Annotated in this window: 19 protein-coding genes and 1 pseudogene; 11 read left to right on the top strand and 9 right to left on the bottom strand. The window is 72.4% G+C overall.

Going from position 1 to position 17,822, the window contains the following annotated elements:
• The first annotated feature begins 35 nt into the window (after positions 1 to 35).
• On the top strand, positions 36 to 1,016 hold the full coding sequence (gene hemB / locus J2S46_RS17860) for a porphobilinogen synthase (protein ID WP_191288758.1): 981 nt from the start codon (positions 36 to 38) through the stop codon (positions 1,014 to 1,016).
• 151 nt (positions 1,017 to 1,167) lie between these two features.
• Here the strand turns inward: hemB and J2S46_RS17855 are convergent, their stop codons facing one another.
• From J2S46_RS17855 to J2S46_RS17845, 3 genes are all read right to left on the bottom strand, one after another.
• Positions 1,168 to 1,425, bottom strand: a complete 258-nt coding sequence (locus tag J2S46_RS17855; RefSeq protein ID WP_073924434.1) for a hypothetical protein — start codon at positions 1,423 to 1,425, stop codon at positions 1,168 to 1,170.
• 284 nt (positions 1,426 to 1,709) lie between these two features.
• Positions 1,710 to 2,054: a rodlet layer protein gene (locus J2S46_RS17850; protein ID WP_190213999.1), complete on the bottom strand. Its 345-nt coding sequence runs from the start codon at positions 2,052 to 2,054 to the stop codon at positions 1,710 to 1,712.
• Between the two features lie 97 nt (positions 2,055 to 2,151).
• Positions 2,152 to 2,496 (bottom strand): rodlet layer protein, encoded by a 345-nt coding sequence (locus J2S46_RS17845; RefSeq protein ID WP_073924432.1) that lies wholly within the window; start codon positions 2,494 to 2,496, stop codon positions 2,152 to 2,154.
• Between the two features lie 357 nt (positions 2,497 to 2,853).
• On the opposite strand from J2S46_RS17845, the gene J2S46_RS17840 reads away from it, so the two are divergent.
• Positions 2,854 to 3,519 carry a hypothetical protein gene (locus J2S46_RS17840; protein WP_073924431.1) on the top strand — a complete coding sequence of 222 codons (666 nt, stop codon included), beginning with the start codon at positions 2,854 to 2,856 and terminating at the stop codon, positions 3,517 to 3,519.
• Positions 3,520 to 3,623: 104 nt separating this feature from the next.
• On the opposite strand, the gene J2S46_RS17835 is transcribed toward J2S46_RS17840, so the two are convergent.
• The 4 genes from J2S46_RS17835 to J2S46_RS17820 form a co-directional block, all read right to left on the bottom strand.
• A complete protein-coding gene (locus tag J2S46_RS17835) occupies positions 3,624 to 3,977 on the bottom strand; it encodes a hypothetical protein (protein ID WP_073924430.1) in 354 nt (117 codons plus the stop codon).
• A gap of 139 nt (positions 3,978 to 4,116) precedes the next feature.
• Entirely contained in the window at positions 4,117 to 4,401 is a 285-nt protein-coding gene (locus J2S46_RS17830; protein ID WP_073924429.1) for a chaplin, read from the bottom strand.
• A 106-nt stretch (positions 4,402 to 4,507) separates the two neighbouring features.
• Positions 4,508 to 4,750, bottom strand: coding sequence for a chaplin (locus tag J2S46_RS17825; protein ID WP_073924428.1), 243 nt, complete (start codon positions 4,748 to 4,750; stop codon positions 4,508 to 4,510).
• A 310-nt stretch (positions 4,751 to 5,060) separates the two neighbouring features.
• A complete protein-coding gene (locus tag J2S46_RS17820; RefSeq protein ID WP_191288757.1) occupies positions 5,061 to 5,309 on the bottom strand; it encodes a chaplin in 249 nt (82 codons plus the stop codon).
• Positions 5,310 to 5,535: 226 nt separating this feature from the next.
• Here J2S46_RS17820 and J2S46_RS17815 point away from each other — a divergent pair, with 226 nt between their 5' ends.
• Positions 5,536 to 5,775, top strand: coding sequence for a chaplin (locus J2S46_RS17815; RefSeq protein WP_073924426.1), 240 nt, complete (start codon positions 5,536 to 5,538; stop codon positions 5,773 to 5,775).
• A 372-nt stretch (positions 5,776 to 6,147) separates the two neighbouring features.
• Positions 6,148 to 7,824: an RICIN domain-containing protein gene (locus J2S46_RS17810; protein WP_229912318.1), complete on the top strand. Its 1,677-nt coding sequence runs from the start codon at positions 6,148 to 6,150 to the stop codon at positions 7,822 to 7,824.
• 50 nt (positions 7,825 to 7,874) lie between these two features.
• On the opposite strand, the pseudogene J2S46_RS17805 reads toward J2S46_RS17810, so the two are convergent.
• A pseudogene (locus J2S46_RS17805) lies at positions 7,875 to 8,449 on the bottom strand (DUF4291 domain-containing protein).
• Positions 8,450 to 8,631: 182 nt separating this feature from the next.
• Here J2S46_RS17805 and J2S46_RS17800 point away from each other — a divergent pair.
• Entirely contained in the window at positions 8,632 to 9,957 is a 1,326-nt protein-coding gene (locus J2S46_RS17800) for a hypothetical protein (RefSeq protein ID WP_229912316.1), read from the top strand.
• A gap of 172 nt (positions 9,958 to 10,129) precedes the next feature.
• Here the strand turns inward: J2S46_RS17800 and J2S46_RS17795 are convergent, their stop codons facing one another.
• Positions 10,130 to 10,753: a hypothetical protein gene (locus J2S46_RS17795; protein ID WP_370882197.1), complete on the bottom strand. Its 624-nt coding sequence runs from the start codon at positions 10,751 to 10,753 to the stop codon at positions 10,130 to 10,132.
• A gap of 325 nt (positions 10,754 to 11,078) precedes the next feature.
• Between J2S46_RS17795 and hemL the strand changes: the two genes are divergently transcribed.
• From hemL to ccsB, 6 genes are all read left to right on the top strand, one after another.
• The gene (gene hemL, locus J2S46_RS17790) at positions 11,079 to 12,404 is read left to right on the top strand and encodes a glutamate-1-semialdehyde 2,1-aminomutase (RefSeq protein WP_191288756.1); all 1,326 of its coding nucleotides are present in this window, start codon (positions 11,079 to 11,081) and stop codon (positions 12,402 to 12,404) included.
• 172 nt (positions 12,405 to 12,576) lie between these two features.
• Positions 12,577 to 13,224: a histidine phosphatase family protein gene (locus J2S46_RS17785; RefSeq protein ID WP_073924755.1), complete on the top strand. Its 648-nt coding sequence runs from the start codon at positions 12,577 to 12,579 to the stop codon at positions 13,222 to 13,224.
• Positions 13,225 to 13,483: 259 nt separating this feature from the next.
• A complete protein-coding gene (locus J2S46_RS17780) occupies positions 13,484 to 14,092 on the top strand; it encodes a TlpA family protein disulfide reductase (protein WP_191288755.1) in 609 nt (202 codons plus the stop codon).
• Positions 14,089 to 14,865, top strand: a complete 777-nt coding sequence (locus J2S46_RS17775) for a cytochrome c biogenesis CcdA family protein (RefSeq protein ID WP_229912314.1) — start codon at positions 14,089 to 14,091, stop codon at positions 14,863 to 14,865. Before J2S46_RS17780 ends, J2S46_RS17775 begins: the two co-directional genes overlap by 4 nt.
• Before the next feature lie 2 nt (positions 14,866 to 14,867).
• Positions 14,868 to 16,634 carry a cytochrome c biogenesis protein ResB gene (resB, locus tag J2S46_RS17770; protein ID WP_191288754.1) on the top strand — a complete coding sequence of 589 codons (1,767 nt, stop codon included), beginning with the start codon at positions 14,868 to 14,870 and terminating at the stop codon, positions 16,632 to 16,634.
• A gap of 3 nt (positions 16,635 to 16,637) precedes the next feature.
• A complete protein-coding gene (ccsB, locus tag J2S46_RS17765; RefSeq protein WP_191288753.1) occupies positions 16,638 to 17,777 on the top strand; it encodes a c-type cytochrome biogenesis protein CcsB in 1,140 nt (379 codons plus the stop codon).
• Positions 17,778 to 17,822 lie beyond the last annotated feature (45 nt).

Below are 17,822 nucleotides of genomic sequence, written 5' to 3'. Positions count from 1 at the left end.
CTCCCCCGACGATCGACCGTTCGGAGAGAGAAGCAGTGTCCGCCGAATTCCCGTACGTACGCCCGCGTCGCCTGCGCTCCACCCCGGCGATGCGCCGGCTGGTCGCGCAGACCCGGCTCCACCCGGCCGAGCTGATCCTGCCGCTGTTCGTCCGGGAGGGCGTCAGCGAGCCGGTGCCGATCTCCTCCATGCCGGGCGTGGTCCAGCACACCCGCGACACCCTGCGCGCGGCCGCCGTGGAGGCGGCCGGGTCGGGGCTCGGCGGCGTGATGCTCTTCGGCGTGCCCGAGGTCCAGGACGCGGTCGGCAGCGAGGGCACCAACCCGGACGGCATCCTGCAGCAGGCCATCCGCGACGTGGTGTCCGAGGTCGGCGACTCGCTCGTGGTGATGTCCGACCTGTGCCTGGACGAGTACACCGACCACGGCCACTGCGGCGTGCTGGCGGCCGACGGCAGCGTGGACAACGACGCGACGCTGGCCCGGTACGCGGAGATGGCCGTGGTGCAGGCCGACGCGGGCGTCCACCTGGTCGGCCCGTCCGGCATGATGGACGGCCAGATCGCGGTGGTCCGCCGGGCGCTGGACGAGGCCGGCCACCTGGACACCGGCATCCTCGCCTACACCGCGAAGTACGCCTCCGCCTTCTACGGCCCCTTCCGCGAGGCCGTCGGCTCGTCCCTCAAGGGGGACCGCAAGAGCTACCAGCAGGATCCGGCGAACGCCCGCGAGTCGCTCCGCGAGCTGGAGCAGGACCTCGCCGAGGGCGCCGACATGGTGATGGTGAAGCCGGCCATGGCGTACCTGGACGTGCTGCGCCAGATCGCCGACGCCTCGCCGGTGCCGGTCTCCGCGTACCAGGTCTCCGGCGAGTACTCGATGATCGAGGCCGCCGCCGCCAACGGCTGGATCGACCGGGAGCGCACCATCCTGGAGACGCTCACCTCGATCCGCCGGGCCGGGGCCGAGCAGATCCTGACGTACTGGGCGGTCGAGGCCGCCGCGATGCTGCGCTGAGCCGCCGCGGGCGGACATGGTGAAGGCCGGGCCCCGATCGGGGCCCGGCCTTCACCATGTCCGCCCACCGGCGGCCCGGGGCTGCGCCGGCAAGTCCGGTACGCCTGAGCGGTGCCGGCCCCGGGCGGCTGGCCGGGGCCGGGCTCCGGGATCAGCCGATGTGGGCGAAGCCCTCCTGGCCGCCGGCCAGGTCGGTGGACGTGGCCCAGCCCCACTGGTGGGCGCCGGTCAGGATGTTACTGGTGTGCGCCACGCCCCACTGCTCGCCGGCCGCGAAGACCGGGTCGGCGGAGGCCACGAACTCCTGGCCGCCGGCCACGCCGACGTGCGCGTAGGCCGGCGCCGAGACGCCGGCGACCGCCAGCGCGCCGACCGCGGTCAGAACGGCCTTGCCCAGCATGCTCTTCATCGAAATCTGTCCTCTCTCCTGCGGTCCGCCTCCCGGGCCCGGTGGGCCGGTGAGCTGGTCGGACCGGGTTGGGGCCTGTCATGTCACGTGACCACACGAGGCCGGTGGACGGGCCTCGGCGCGCGCCGCCCCGAGGGTGTGTCACCCGAAGGGGTCGCACACGGACGGACCTTCCGGCCGGCTGGTCGCGGAGAAGCCCGTGGGGCCCGGAGGTGGTCCCCCCGAGCCCCACGGACCGTGTTCGGCGACGGCTGGTGAGCCGTGCTGCCGAGCAGGTGGCCTGATCAGCCGATCAGGTGCGAGACACCCGCGTCGCCCGAGGACTGGGTGTTCTGGCCGACGTTGCAGATCTGCTTCGGGGTGCTGTTGAGGATCGGCACCTCGACCGGCACCGCGACACCGACGACGGCGACGGCGATGTTGTGGACCTCCGGCAGGCAGATGTTCGGGTTGTCCAGGGTGTGGAAGTTCGGGCTGTGGTCGCCGTGGGTGCCGGTGGCGTTGGTGCCACCGTCGCCCTGGACGGAGACGGCCGAGCCGTCGGAGTCGGCGATGGCGGAGGCGGAACCGGCCGACATGGCGATCGCGGCGACGGCGAGGCCGGCGGCGGCAAGGGTCTTCTTGATCATTTCTGGTGTTCCTCTCGGGGGTGAATCGGGGGCGATTCGAGGTGGTTCAGGAGGGTGGAGCGGAGTGGTTCAGGTGGTCCCGACGGTGGCCGGGGGATCAGCCGACGAGGTGCGAGACCCCGGAGTCACCCTTGGACTGGGTGCCCTGGCCCTGGGTGCAGTACTGCTTGCCACCGCTGTTGGCGATCGGGACCTCGACCGGCACCGCCACACCGAGGACGCCCACAGCGATGTTGTGGATCTCGGGGAGGCAGATGTTCGGGTTGTCCAGGAAGTGGAAGTTCGGGCTGTGGTCGCCCCACGTGCCGGTGTTGTTGGTACCGCCGTTGCCCTGGAGCGAGGCGGCGGCGCCGTCCGCGTCACCGATGGCGGAGGCGGGGCCGGCGGCCATGGCCAGTGCGGCCGTGACCAGGCCGGCGGTGGCGAAAGTCTTCTGGAGCATGGGGGAGATCCCTCTCTGAAATGCTTTTTCGGATTCCGTGCGTTCAACGATGAGACCCGGTCTGCGGTCACTGGCCAGATTGGGCGGACTCTCCAATGCACTGCGGCATCCGGTCCTGCCATCGTCGTGGCTGCGACATTGAGATCAAAGAATGACGGGCCGGAAGGTTACGCGGAATCTGGAAAACCATCCGTCGATCGTGCCCGGGGTTCGTCGTCGAACGGCCGTGCAGTCGGATTATTAGGCCGAATCGGTTAACGGGCGCAATCCGGGCCGCAGGTGCCTCGTTAAAGCAGTTGCTTTCGGCTGCGCGACGCAGCCGCCCCCAGAAGATGTCCAGCCAGAACGGTGAATACCATGAAGCTCTCCAAGCGGGCCGGCGCGATGCTGCTGGCGGTCGGCGCCGGCGTCCTCGCCTCCCAGGGCGCGGCCGCCGCCGCCGGCATCACGCCCGATCAGGTCGGCGCCCTCGAAGGGAAGCTGGCCACCGAGCAGGTGCCCTTCGACGTACCGCTCGGTGCCGCCACCGACCACCTCGGGCTGCTCCCGGCCGGCGGGCACCTGCACGGCGGCATCCCGACCTCGCTGCTGATGCCGGCCGTGCCGGAGAAGGAGCGGGGCAACCAACTGGTCCCCGAGCGGATCATCCCCGCGCTGGCCGGCGGCAAGGTCGGCCCCGAGCTCCAGGCGGCCGTCCCGCTTCCCATCGCGGACCGCTCCACCGAACTCGGCGACCTGCTGGTGGACGCCCCGGCCGCGCCGCTCAACCTGGCCGGCCCCGCCCTCACCCTCGGCCGCCCGGTCAGCTACGTCGAGGGCACCAGCGGGCCGCTGACCGAGAACCCGCTGAAGTTCGGCGAGATCGACCCGCAGCTGGTCACCGCCCCGGTCCAGGCCGTGCCCGGCGCCAAGGCCTCGCTCGGCGGCTCCGACAAGCGGATCTCGGTGGCGGAGTCGGTGGAGAACCTCGCCGCCACCACCACCGCCACCGCCACCGGAGTGCTGGAGCAGGCCCAGGGCTGAGCCCGTACGGGTGCCCGCACGGCCAGGAGCCCGGTGCCCCGCCGTCCGTCCCGGACGGGTGGTGGGGCACCGGGCTCCTGACGTTGCCCGGGTGCGGCGGTGCGTCAGCCCGGCAGGACGCCCAGCAGCGGGCCGACCGCGGGCAGGTCCCTGGGGCCGCCACCGTCGCTGAGCGGGCCGGTGACGGCGGTGGTGGCCACCGGGGCCAGGCCGGAGTTCTCGGGCTGCACGGCCACCCCGTTGTTCAGCACGTCGGCGGAGGACTGCGCGAACGGGTCCAGCCGCAGGTCCTTGACCGGCGCCACGCCGTAGCCGAGGGCGCCGGTCAGCCCGCCGACGGCGGGTGCGACGTCGTTGCGCTGGAGGTTGGTGACGGGGTTCGCGTGCGCCGTGCCCGTGCCGAGCAGCATCGCCGCGCCCAGCACGGCGAGGCCGGCCCCGCTCTTCTTGAAGGCCATCAGGACCTACCCTTCGGGTGTTTCGGTGGTGCGGGGTCGCCGGGATCGCCGGGGCAGCAGGGGCGGACGGGCCGATGCCGTACTGCCCCAGGGCCGGCGGCCGAGGGGCAGTACGGTCAGGATTCGTGCCGATCGGTGATCAGCAGTCTTCCTCGACGACGGGGGGCGTCTGCTGCTGCGGGACCTCGACGTTGGCGCAGCTGTTGCCGAACGCCGGGTTGAGGGCCCCGATCACGTTGACGGAGTTGCCGCAGAGGTTCACCGGAACGTGGACCGGGACCTGGATCAGGTTGCCGGAGAGCACGCCGGGGGAGCCGGCGGCGACGCCCTCGGCGGTGGAGCTGGCGGCAGCGGCACCCGCGCCGGCCAGCACCATGCCGGCTGCGGCAGCGGTGAGGACGACGGCCTTCTTCACGTTCTGCATGGGAGTTGATCTCCTAGATCACAAACGGGGGACGTGCCGCACCCCGCGGTGGCGGGGTGCGGCACGGACTCGGTGGAACGACGTCGCCTGATCAGCGACCGCCGTTTCAGCCGACGTTGGCGCAGCTGTTGCCGAACGCCGGGTTCAGCAGGCCGATCACGTTGACGGTGTTGCCGCAGACGTTGAGCGGCACGTGGACCGGGACCTGGATCAGGTTGCCGGAGAGCACGCCGGGGGAGCCGGCGGCGACGCCCTCGGCGGTGGAGCTGGCGGCAGCGCCACCGGCCGCACCGACCACGAGGCCGGCCGCGACGATGGACAGGACGGCAGCCTTCTTGAGGTTACGCATGGGGGTCTTCCTCCATTGTCTTCCCGACGGGATCGACTGTCGGGATCCGGGCGAATCAGAATCATCGCCCGCTGGTTTAGGGGTGCGCCGTGATTGTCACTCTGGCGGCCCAAGTCGCGCGTGTCGCCCCTGGCTTGGGCGGTGCTCGGCCGCTTCGTTCTTGCGCCCCTCGAACAATTCCCGCACGGCCGGTAAAAGTTCGGACGGTGGCGCGACCAGGAGATCGTCCACGGAGAACGGAAGTTCGACGTGGGGTGACCTCCCGGGAGTGTGGGGGAACCGGATCAGGTCCGGGCCCTCCGCCCCGGGATCAGCCGTTGGCGCAGGCGTTGCCGAAGGCCGGGTTCAGGGCGGCGATCACGTCGACGGTGTTGCCGCACAGGTTGACCGGGATGTTCACCGGCACCTGGATCAGGTTGCCGGAGAGCACGCCGGGCGACCCCGCCGCGACGCCCTCGGCCGTCGCACCGTAGGGGTGGGCGGAGGCCGTGGCGGCGCCGCCGAGCAGCAGGGCTGCGGCGGCCGCGGTGCCGAGCACGCCGTGGGCGAGCTTGCGCATGTGTCGGGGTCCCGTTTCGTGAGTGGGCCGGATGAAGCGTGTTCCGCCAGGAAGAACGACGGGACGCCCGGTGGGAAACGGTCGGGTTCTCCGATCACCCGAATGCCCCGGGTAAGCCGTACGGGTGATAGCCGCCGGGTGCGCGCAACCCGGTACCCGGGGCCTCGTTGGAGATCACGCACGTTCCGTGCAGCTGTGAACCCTTCGATCGTTCAGGAGGCTCGATATGAGCATCAAGAAGACCGCCGCAGTTGGCGCCGCCGTGGTAGGCATCATTGCGGCCGGTGCCGGCAGCGCGATGGCCAGCTCCACCGCGGAGGGCGTCGCCGCCGGCTCCCCGGGTGTCGCCTCCGGCAACAACATCGCCGTCCCGGTGCACATCCCGGTCAACCTCTGCGGCAACTCCATCGACGTCGTCGGCCTGCTGAACCCGGCCTTCGGCAACAGCTGCGCCAACGTCGGCTGACCTCGGTCGGTCCGTTCGTTCCGCGCAGCACCGAGCCGCCGTCCTCGCCTCCCTCCTGGGGTGCGGGCGGCGGCTCGGTGCTGTCCGGCGCCGCTCCTCCGGCGCGCCGCTCCTCCGGCGCGCCGCTCCTCCGGCGCGCCGCTCCTCCGGCCGGTCTGCCGGGCGGGACCGGCCGGGTCGAAGGGCGAGCCGATCCGGCTGCCGCGCCCGTGTCACGACCCTTGTTGCATTACTTGTCAGTACCTAGAATATGAGGCCTGCTCATATTTCCCTCGGCCGGAGGCAGTTCGGGCCGAGGGCAACCGCACGCTCCACGCTCCGCGCCGCCCGGCCCCCACCGGTCGGCGTCCCCGCCCCCGCAAGGAGTAACGCGTGATCAGGTCACTGTTCCCGGCAGCCCGGCGATGTCCCGCCGCGTCCCGGCGCTCCCCCGCGGGCGCCCTGCTCGCCACCGTAGGCCTCGTCGCCGGCCTCGTCCTGGCCGGCGCCCCGGGCGCGCTCGCCGACACCGCGGCCGCCGGCGCCGCCCAGGCCCGCCCGCCCGCGATCGTCGCCCTCGGCGACAGCGCCATCTCCGGGGAGGGCGCCGGTACCGACACCGGCGACGGCTACTTCCCCGACAGCGACAGCCCCACCAACTACTGCCACCGCCACCCCAAGTCGGAGATCTTCGTCACCGACATCCCCGGCGTCACCCCGATCGACCTCGCCTGCTCCGGCGCCCAGACCGGCGACCTGGTCAGCGACCCCGAGCTCGCGAAGATCACCGGCCCCGGCAGCGGCGACTTCGGCGAGCCCAAGCAGGACGTCCAACTCGCCCGGGCCGCCGCCACGTACGACATCAAGATGGTCGTCGTCACGATCGGGGCCAACGACGACTTCGACTTCAGCGGCATCATGATGCACTGCCTCGGCCAGTACTTCCCGATCCCGCAGGGCCAGGGCTGCCGCGACACCATCGGCAGCGCCGAGATCGCCGAGCGGGCGAAGCGGGTCCAGCCCAAGGTGGTCGCGGCCCTGCGCGACATCCGGCAGACCATGCGGGCGGCCGGTTACGCCGACTCCTCGTACCAGCTGGTCCACCAGTCCTACTTCAACCCGATCACGCCCGACGTCCGCACCAACACCTACGTCGGCAAGGTCGCGGACGGCTGCCCGGCCTTCCCCGAGGACCTCGCCTGGGGCCACAACTGGGTGGTGCCGGTCCTCAGCGACACCCTGCGGGCCGCCGCCGAGCAGGTGCCCGGCGTGCGCTACCTCGACCAGCGCCGGGTCTCCTTCGGGCACGAGGTCTGCGCGGAGTGGACCAGCTCGCCGTACGAGTACACCAACGGCGACGTCATCAACCTCTCCGAGTGGGTCCGCAACGGCTGCGACCAGCAGATCGGCATCCCGGGCCTGTGCATGAACATGGTGCGCCAGTCGTACCACCTGCGGGTCGCCGGCTACCGCGCCGAGGGCGTCTGCCTCGGCCAGTTCTACGCCCGGCCCGCCCAGCAGCAGGCGTACTGCACCCTCGACCAGCAGAACACCACCTCCATCGAACCCCTCGCCCCCGGGCAGCCGTTCGGGGACGGGCCCGAGGACGGCGCCTGGTACCAGCTGACCGACACCGCGACCGGAAAGGTGCTCGACCTGTCCGGCGGCGGCAGCTACGGCGACAGCACCAACGGCCGGGCCGCCATCACCTACCGGGCCACCGGCGGGCTGAACCAGTCCTTCGTCCTGGAGGCCAAGTCCGGCGGCAGCTACGAGCTGGACTTCAGCGGCAACCGCGACATGTGCCTGGACGCCACCGGTGCCTCCACCGCACCGGGCACCCGCCTGGTGCAGTGGCGCTGCAACGGCGGCGCCAACCAGCACTGGGTCTTCAAGCCCGCCGGCGGCGGCCGCTACACCCTGGCCGACTCGCAGGACACCGGGAAGGTCGCCACCGCCGGCCCGTCGGACGCCCAGGGCAACCAGCTGATCGAACTGGCCGCCGACACCGGCGCCCCCGGCCAGCTGTGGCAGCTCACCAAGCTCGGCATCGTGTACCTGCACGGCTGAGCCGCGCGAAGCCGGCGCGGCATCCGGCCGGGGTGCCGAACCGTCCGCCGTCAGCCCGTCGCCCCGATCACGGCGGCGACGGGCTCCGGCAGCGGGTACGGCCGTTCGGCGGGCGCGCCCCGGCCGCCGCCGCGGCGCACCTCGCCCGCGAGCGCCGTCACGTCCGACACCGAGACCAGCCACTCGTCCGCGTACCGGCGGACCGCCTCCCCGCGCAGCCCGACCTGCAGGGCCCGCCACGGCAGCGGGCGCAGGGCGGCGTCCCGCTCCGGGTCCCACTGCACCCGGACCTCACCGCGTCGCAGCTCACGTCGCCAGGCATCCCTGGAGGGATGCAGCCGGGCCGGTACGAACTCTCCACCGCGCGAGCGAGCGCCCATTCGAAGCCGTCCCGGGTGATCTCCAGGGCCAGCACCCGCTCCTGGCCCGGCGCCCGGCCCCAGTCGCTGCGGTACATCATCCAGAGGAAGGACGGCTTGATCCACGTCATCCGGCCCCGGTCGAAGGCCTCGGGAAAGCGTCCGGTCCGGGCGGCCGGCCCGGCGACGGCGGCCGGGAAGGCCTGGTACACGGTGACGGTCGAGGCGGTGAAGACGGCCCGGATCCGGCGGACGGGGAGGGACATGCCCGGATCCTCGGCCACCACCGGGCCGCCCCGCCATCGGATTTCCGCGCCCCGGCGGGCGGCCGGCGGCGGCCCGGGGCCTGCTCGGGGTGCCCGGGCGGGCCCCCGCGGGCCGTGCCGTAGGCTCGCCCGGCAGCTTGCGTCCACAGCGGCGGTCCTCGGCGGGGGCGGAGTCAGGGTTCATGAGTTCAACACCAACCAGCGCGTCGCCCGAGGCGCCCGTCCGGCCCGGCGCACCGCTGCGGCCCGCGGCGCCGGCCTCCGCCTCCGCGGGCCCGCGCCGTCCCGCCGGCCTGCCCGCGGGGCCGCCGGCCGCCCCGCGCGGGGCGGCGGTGCGCGCCCGGGCCGGCCGCTACGGCGTCGCGCTCGCTGCCTACGCGGCCGTGAAGACCGCCGGGTTCGCCGTCTTCCTCGGCCTGCTGGCCTACGCGGACGACTACAGCGGCAAGGCCACCGGGCGCGGGGGCGGCGCCCGGCCCTGGGACGTCCTGGGCAGCTGGGACGGCGTCTGGTACCAGCGGATCGCCCTCAGCGGCTACCACCCGCAGCTGATCCCGCTGCACGGCTACCCGCACGCCACCCTGTACGAGAACTCGGCGGTGTTCTTCCCGCTCTACCCGTGGCTGATCCGGATCGTCTGCGCCTGCACCGGCCTCGGCACCTACGGCGCCGGGATGCTGGTCGCGGTGGTGGCGTCGTTCGTCGCGGCCGCCGGGATCTTCGCCGTCGCGGCCCGGACCGGCGGGGTGCGGGCGGGCGTGGTGGCGGCCGCCGTCTGGGGCCTGTTCCCCGGCTCGGGCGTGGAGTGGGCGGTCTACTCGGACTCGCTCTTCGTGGCGCTCGCCGCCTGGTCCTGCCATGGTGTGATCACCCGGCGCTGGCTCACCGCCGGCCTGCTGGCCTTCACGGCGGGTCTGGGCCGGCCGACGGCCGCGGCGCTGATCGCCGCCGTTTCTCTCACGGCGCTCGTCGCACTTGTACGGCGCACGGACGGCTTCGTGCGCCCCCTGGCGGCCGTGCTGATCGCCCCCTGGGGCCTGCTCGGCTACATCGGCTGGGTCGGCTGGAAGGTCGGCGACCCGGCCGGCTACTTCCACCTCCAACGCGGAGCCTGGAACCGGTACTTCGACTTCGGCTCGGCCACCGCCCACAGCCTGCTGGACGTCCTGGTCGGCCGCTGGCAGGCCTGGCAGGTCAACCCCGTCCCCGACCTGATAGCGATCGCGCTGCTGATCGCCCTCCCCGGCCTGGTCGTCCTGCTGCTGCGGACCCGCCCCCCGCTGGTCCTGATCGTCTACACCGGGCTGACCATCGTCGCGGCGCTGGCCAGCAACCAGATATTCGACAACATCTCCCGGTACCTGCTGCCCGCCTTCCCGCTCTTCATCGGCCTGGGCACCGCCCTGCGCCGGTACAGCTGGGTCACCCTGGCCGGCCTCCTCGCGCTCCCTGCCCTGGCCTCGGGCTGGTACGCGGGCTACGCCCTGTTCGAGCTGGGCGTGCCGTGACCGGCCGCCCGCTCCGGTCGCCGCCGCGGGCGGCCCTGCGGAGCACCGGTGAAAGGTGATTGACGCCGTGTCACCGGCGCGGAGGTGGAGGCCCGGATCCCGCCCGACCGGCCCCGACGGGCGCCCGGTGCGGGCACCCGCCCGGTCCGGGCGGGTGCCTACGGGGTGCGGCTCAGGGCCACACCAGGCAGTACAGCTGGTGCCCCGCGTCGTGCAGCCGGTTCGCGAAGTCCTGCCACTCGTGCAGCATGCTGTAGATCACGAAGGCGTCGCGCGGGCCCCGGCGGTCCGGGACGGTGGACCAGATGAAGGCGGCCGCGCCCAGCTCGGTCTCGTCGGCCTTGCGGAGCGGCTCGACGACGATCTGGGGCAGCTGGACGACCGCGTAGTCCGGGTGCAGGACGACGAGCTCCAGCGGCGGCACCTGGTGCAGCGGGACGCCCTGGATGCCGGTGAGGACCATCGCGCTCATGGTCTCGGGCTTGATCTTGGTGGAGAGGTGCCCGTTGGGGGAGCCGCTGGTCTCCATCAGGTCGCCGAGGCGGCCGAGGGCGCCCAGCTCGCCGGCGTCGAGGCCGAGGCCGCCGGGGCCGAGCGCGGTGGGGACTCTGGCGGCGGTGGCGCGATCGGGTGCGCCGAAGTACTTGTAGGTCACCCCCACGCGTCCCTCACCCCGTCTTCCACTGCGACCTGCACCCGTACCCGCTCCCGTACCGCCGCTCGCGGCCCGCGCGGACCGTCGGGAGCCGCCCGCGATCTCGTCGTGGCCGTCCTGCGCCTCGGACACTCGGACCATCCTCACCGGAATTCGCCGGAATCGACAGACCCCCGCACGTCCGGTGTCCCTCCCGGACGTGCCCCTTACCCGTCATGCGCCGTCGTACACGGCCGCCGTCATGCCGCCCAACCCGTTCACACCGTCGTACGTCACCACTGCCCGCGGCGGCGGTGACGTAAGCCCTGTGCAATGCATGTGCGCACAGTCTGACCGGTTCGGTCAAGGCAGCCGTCAGCGCCCCTGCTGTACGGACAACCGTACAGACAACGGCACACGGATCATCGTTCCAGATGATCGGGTCCGACATGCAGAGGTGAAGGACACGATTTGAGACCATGTGCGGGTGAGCTACCCCTACGAAGCACCTCAGTCCCAGTCGCTGTTCGACCGCGCCTCGGTCGTCACCCCCGGTGGCGTCAACTCCCCGGTGCGCGCCTTCCGCGCGGTCGGGGGCACGCCGCGCTTCATGGTGTCCGGAAACGGCCCCTACCTCACCGACGCCGACGGCCGTGAGTACGTCGACCTGGTGTGCTCGTGGGGGCCGATGATCCTGGGCCACGCGCACCCGGCCGTGATCGACGCCGTGCAGCGGGCGGTCGCGCTGGGCACCTCCTTCGGCACGCCGGGGCAGGGCGAGGTCGAGCTGGCCGAGGAGATCGTCGCCCGGGTCGCGCCGGTCGAGCAGGTCCGCCTGGTCTCCTCGGGCACCGAGGCGACCATGTCGGCGATCCGGCTGGCCCGCGGTTTCACGGGCCGCGCCAAGGTGGTGAAGTTCGCCGGCTGTTACCACGGTCACGTGGACGCGCTGCTGGCCGCCGCCGGTTCCGGCGTGGCGACCTTCGGCCTGCCGGACACCCCGGGCGTCACCGGGGCCCAGGCCGGCGACACCATCGTGCTGCCCTACAACGACCTCGCCGCGGTCGAGGCGGCCTTCGCCGCGAACCCGGGCGAGATCGCCTGCGTGATCACCGAGGCGTCGCCCGGCAACATGGGCGTCGTGCCGCCCCTGCCCGGTTTCAACGGCGGCCTGGCCCGGCTGTGCCGGGAGAACGGCGCGCTGTTCATCTCGGACGAGGTGATGACCGGCTTCCGCGTCTCCAAGGCCGGCTGGTACGGCCTGGAGGCCGCGAACGAGGGCTGGGCGCCGGACCTGCTGACCTTCGGCAAGGTGATGGGCGGCGGCTTCCCGGCGGCGGCCTTCGGCGGCCGGGCCGACGTGATGGGCCACCTGGCCCCCGCCGGGCCGGTCTACCAGGCGGGCACCCTGTCGGGGAACCCGGTCGCCACCGCGGCCGGCCTGGCCCAGCTGCGCGGCTGCACCGACGAGGTGTACGCGACCGTGGACCGGGTGGCGGCCGAGGTGTCCGGCCTGGTCTCGGAGGCGCTGGCGAAGGAGGGCGTGGCCCACCGCCTGCAGAAGGCCGGGAACATGTTCTCGGTGTTCTTCACCGACCGGCCGGTGACCGACTACGACGAGGCGAAGACGCAGGAGGCGTACCGCTTCAACGGCTTCTTCCACTCGATGCTCGCGCAGGGCGTCTACCTGCCGCCGTCGGCCTTCGAGTCCTGGTTCGTCTCGGCGTCCCACGACGAGCGGGCGGTCGAGCGGATCGCCGCCGCCCTGCCGGCCGCCGCCCGCGCGGCCGCCGAGGCCCGCCCGGCCGCCTGACCCGCGGGCCGCACGGCCCCCGACGGCGCCGGGTCCACCCGCGGACCCGGCGCCGCGCCCCGACCACCGGGGACCCGGTCGCCCCGGGACCCGACCACCCGGACCCCAACCACCCAGCAGCCCGCCAGGAGAACTTGAAGTGAGCGCCAAAGAGATCACCGTCGTGCACCTCATGCGGCACGGTGAGGTGCACAACCCGGAGGGCATCCTGTACGGCCGCCTGCCGGACTACCACCTGTCCGAGCTCGGCCGGCAGATGGCCGACCGGGTCGCCGAGGACCTGGCCGGGCGGGACATCACCCACGTGGTGGCGTCCCCGCTGGAGCGCGCCCAGGAGACCGCCGAGCCGATCGGCAAGTCGCACGGCCTGGACGTCGCGGTCGACGAGCGGCTGATCGAGGCCGACAACATCTTCCAGGGCAAGACCTTCGGGGTGGGCGACGGCTCGCTGCGCAACCCCTCGTACTGGAAGTACCTGACCAACCCGTTCCAGCCGTCCTGGGGCGAGCCGTACATCGAGCAGGCGGTGCGGATGATGGGCGCGCTGGCCGCCGCCCGGGACGCGGCCCGCGGGCACGAGGCGGTCTGCGTCAGCCACCAGCTGCCGATCTGGACGGTCCGCTCGTTCGTGGAGAAGCGCCGGCTGTGGCACGACCCGCGCCGCCGCCAGTGCTCGCTGGCCTCGCTGACCAGCTTCACGTACGAGGGCGACCGGATCGTGTCGGTCGGCTACCGCGAGCCGGCCCGCGACCTGCTGCCGGCCCACCTGGTGGGCAAGGGCGGCAAGGGCAAGCCGGTCGGCAAGAGCTTCGGCGCCTGACGCGGTCGGGCCCGGGGGAGTGACCGGACTCACCCGGGCCCGCGGCCGCCGCCGGGGCCCGCGCCCCCGGTGCCCGCGGCCACCCGGGTCCGGCCGGGCCCCGGTGTTCCCGGGCGCCGTGACGACGGCCGCCGGCGGATAAGCGATTCGGGGCCGGAGCGTCCAGGCGCGCCTTGGCGCAGTCGCAGGTCAGAGGCGGTTCGACACGCTAGGCCGGACCCCCCGAAACCCGCCCGGAGTCCCATGCGAAACTTTTCACATGTCTGGCACGACGCGTCCCCGCCTTCGTCTCGCCGCAGCCGTAGCCGCCGCTGCCGCGCTGGTCCTCACCGGTTGCTCGTCGTCCGGGTCATCAGGCAGTGGTGACGCGCAGACCGGCTTCATCGTCGGCAAGGGCGGCGCGCCGGACACCGCCGCCGCCGGCCACCGCAAGGACGCGCCCGACATCTCCGGCACCACCCTGGAGGGCACCAAGGTCGCGCTCTCGGACTACCGGGGCAAGGTCGTGGTGCTGAACATCTGGGGCTCCTGGTGCAACCCGTGCCGCGCCGAGGCCCCCAACCTCCAGTCGGTCTGGGACGCCTACAAGGACCAGGGCGTCCAGTTCCTCGGCATCAACACCCGGGACATCGACCCGGCGAACGCCGTCCGCTTCGAGCAGGAGAAGGGCGTCACCTTCCCCAGCCTGTACGACCCGGACGGCACCCAGATCCTCAAGTTCCCCAAGGGCAGCCTCAACCCGCAGTCGATCCCGACCACCCTGGTGATCGACCGCGACGGCAAGCTGGCGGCCCGGGCGATGCGGGCGCTGGAGGCCGAGGACATCGAGGCGATGCTGAAGCCCGTCCTGGCGGAGCAGAAGAGTTGAGCACCACCCTGATCGCGCTCGGCGGCGCCGCCGGCACCGTCGAGAGCGGCGCCGTCCTGCTGGCCGTGCCGGTGGCGCTGGCGGCCGGCCTGGTCTCCTTCTTCTCGCCGTGCGTGCTGCCGCTGGTGCCGGGCTACCTCTCGTACGTCACCGGCTTCTCGGCCGCCGACCTCGCCGACGCGCGCGGCGCCCGGCGCGGCCGGATGCTGCTCGGCTCGGTGCTGTTCATCCTCGGCTTCACGGCGGTGTTCGTCTCCACCGGCGCGCTGTTCGGCTACTTCGGGCAGACCCTGCAGGAGCACCGCCGGGCGATCGGCGTGGTGCTCGGCTCGCTGACCGTCGTGATGGGCCTGGCCTTCATGGGCCTGGTGCCCGGTCTGAGCATGCGCGAGATGCGCTCGCACCGCCGCCCGGCGATCGGGCTGGCCGGGGCGCCGCTGCTCGGCGTGGTCTTCGGGGTCGGCTGGACGCCGTGCATCGGACCGACCCTGGGCACCATCCTGTCGCTCTCCACCAGCGAGGCGGACGCCGGCCGCGCCGCGCTGCTGATGACCGTCTACTGCCTTGGGCTGGGCGTACCGTTCATCCTGGCCGCGCTGGCCTTCCGCCGGGCGCTGGGCGCCTTCGGCTGGGTCAAGCGGCACTACCCGCTGGTGATGCGGATCGGCGGCGGCATGCTGGTCGCCGTGGGGCTGCTGCTGGTCACCGGGGTCTGGGACTCGCTGGTGCAGCAGATGCAGGTCCTGACCGCCGACTTCTCGATCGGAATCTGAGCGTGAGCAACACCGACACCGACACCGGGGTCAGCCGGCCCGACGAGGACGAGCGGACGGCCGAACGCCTCACCAGCGCCCCGGCCGAGTCGGACGGGCCGGCCGGCATAGGGGCGTTCGGCTGGCTGCGCTGGACGTGGCGCCAGCTGACCTCGATGCGGGTCGCGCTTATCCTGCTCTTCCTGCTGTCGCTGGCGGCCGTCCCCGGCTCGCTGATCCCGCAGAACGGCCAGAACGCCTTCAAGGTGCAGGCCTGGAAGGCCGCGCACCCCACGGTCGCGCCGGTCTACCAGAAGCTCCAGCTGTTCGACGTGTACAGCTCGGTCTGGTTCTCGGCGATCTACATCCTGCTGTTCGTCTCGCTGGCCGGCTGCATCATCCCGCGCACCTGGCAGTTCGTCGGGGTGCTGCGCGCGCAGCCGCCGGCCGCGCCGCGCAACCTGACCCGGATGCCGGTGTACGCGGCCTGGCGCACCGACGCGGACGCCGTCACGGTGAACGCGGCCGCGCACCGGCTGCTGCGCGGGCGGCGGTTCCGGGCGAACCTGGCCGACGGCTCGGTGGCCTCCGAGAAGGGCTACCTGCGCGAGGTCGGCAACCTGCTCTTCCACCTGTCGCTGTTCGCGCTGCTGGCCGGCTTCGCCTGGGCGAGCCTGGCCAGCGGCCAGGGCGGCAAGCTGGTGATCGAGGGCCAGGGCTACTCCAACACCATGACCCAGCTGGACGACTTCAAGGGCACGGCCTTCTACGGCTCGGAGGACCTGGACTCGTTCGGGTTCAAGCTCGACAACTTCACCTCCCGCTTTCAGACCAGCGGTGACCAGGTCGGCAGTGCCCGCGAGTTCACGGCGCACATCCGGTACTGGAAGGGCAGTGACGACTCGAAGCTGACCAAGGGCGACATCGAGGTCAACCACCCGCTGGAGATCGGCGACAGCAAGGTCTTCCTGATCGGCCACGGCTACGCGCCGGTCGTCACGGTGAAGAACGCCAAGGGCGAGGTGGTCTACTCGGGCCCGACCGCCTTCCTGCCGCAGGACAGCAACCTGACCTCCACCGGTGTGATCAAGGTGTCCGACTACGGCTTCAGCGAGAAGGACGACAAGAAGGTCAAGATGGCCTTCCAGGGATTCTTCCTGCCGACCGCGCCGGCCAACTTCGACATGAGCACCGGCCCGCGCTCGCTCTTCCCCGGTGACGCCGACCCGCTGCTGGTGCTCAACGCGTACGTCGGCCCGGCCGGCGACTCCGGCCTGCCGGAGAACGTCTACCAGCTGGACAGCCGGGGCATGACGCAGCTCAGCCAGGACGGCCAGATCGCCAAGGTGAAGCTGAAGCCGGGCCAGGGCTGGACCCTGCCGGACGACTACGGGACCGTCACGTTCGACGGGTACAAGCAGTGGGCCAGCTTCAACGTGTCCCACCGCCCCGGCAACGCGGTCGCCCTCACCGGCGCGGTGTGCGCGATCCTCGGCCTGATCGGCTCGCTGTTCGTGCAGCGCCGCCGGATCTGGGTACGGGCGGCAGCCATGCCGGACGGCACCACCCTGGTCGAGCTCGCCGGGCTGGCCCGCAGCGAGTCCGCGAAGATCGCCGAGGAGCTGGCCGAACTCGCGGTCGACCTCCAGGACGACGCCCCGGCCCTCGACGAGCCGGACGCCGACCAGCCGGACGCCGACCAGCCGGACGAGGCCACGGCCGAGGCCGGGCCCGCACCCGACGCAACCCCAGACCCCGCAGTCCCTGCCGACCCGCACTCCAAGGAGTAGACGGTGCATCTCGCCTCGGCGGTCGACCCCAGCCTGGCCGACCTCTCCAACAAGCTCATCTACTCGGCCATGGCCGTGTACCTCTTCGGCATGTTCGCCTACATGTTCGAGTGGACCTTCGGCAGCAAGGGCGCGGTCGCCGTCCGCTCCGCCGAGCAGTCCAGCCTCGCCGAGACGGTGGCCGCGGCCGCCGCCCCGCCGGCGAAGGCGGCCAAGAAGGTCACCGTCACGGTGGCCGCGGCCGGCGGCGGCACCACCACGCTGACCCGCACCGCCCTCGCGGGCGAGGGCGCGACGGTCGTCACCAGCGGCCGCGGCGACGGCGAGGAGGCCGACGGTCCGGGCGCGGCCGGCGGCAGCGAGAAGGCCGACCTGGCCGGGCGGATCGCCGTCTCGCTCACCGTTCTCGGCGCGCTGCTGCACGCCGGCGGGGTGATCGCCCGAGGCCTGTCGGTGACCCGCTGGCCGTGGGGCAACATGTACGAGTTCTCCTGCGCCTTCGCGCTCACCATGGTGCTGGCCTTCCTGGCCCTGCTGGCCGCGAAGAAGCAGGCCCGCTGGCTCGGCCTGCCGGTCATGGTGGCCGGCCTGCTGACCCTGGGCGTGGCCACCACGGTGCTCTACACCGACTCCGAGCAGCTCGTGCCGGCCCTGCACTCGTACTGGCTGGCCATCCACGTCTCCACCGCGATCATCTGCGGCGGCGCGTTCTACGCGGCCTTCATCACCACCGCGCTGTACCTCGGCAAGGACTCGTACGACAAGCGGATCGCGGCCGGGCTCACCACCGGCCCGCTGCGGACCTCGGCCTCGGTCTGGCAGCGGCTGCCCGCCGCGTCCACCCTGGACAAGCTCTCGTACCGGATCAACGCGCTGGTCTTCCCGCTCTGGACCTTCACCATCATCGCGGGCGCGATCTGGGCCGAGGCCGCCTGGGGCAAGTACTGGGAGTGGGACCCGAAGGAGACCTGGTCCTTCATCACCTGGGTCGCCTACGCCTGCTACCTGCACGCCCGCGCCACCGCCGGCTGGAAGGGACGCAAGGCGGCCTACCTGGCGCTGGCGGCCTTCGCCTGCTGGCTCTTCAACTACTACGGCGTCAACATCTTCGTCACGGGCAAGCACTCGTACGCGGGCGTCTGACCGCAGCCGCACGCCCGGCGGTCCGCAGGGGGCCCGGCCGGAGGC

It is taken from the genome of Kitasatospora herbaricolor, assembly GCF_030813695.1.
GTDB classification, from domain to species: Bacteria; Actinomycetota; Actinomycetes; order Streptomycetales; family Streptomycetaceae; genus Kitasatospora; species Kitasatospora herbaricolor.
This window is presented reverse-complemented; position numbering and strand designations above follow the sequence as displayed.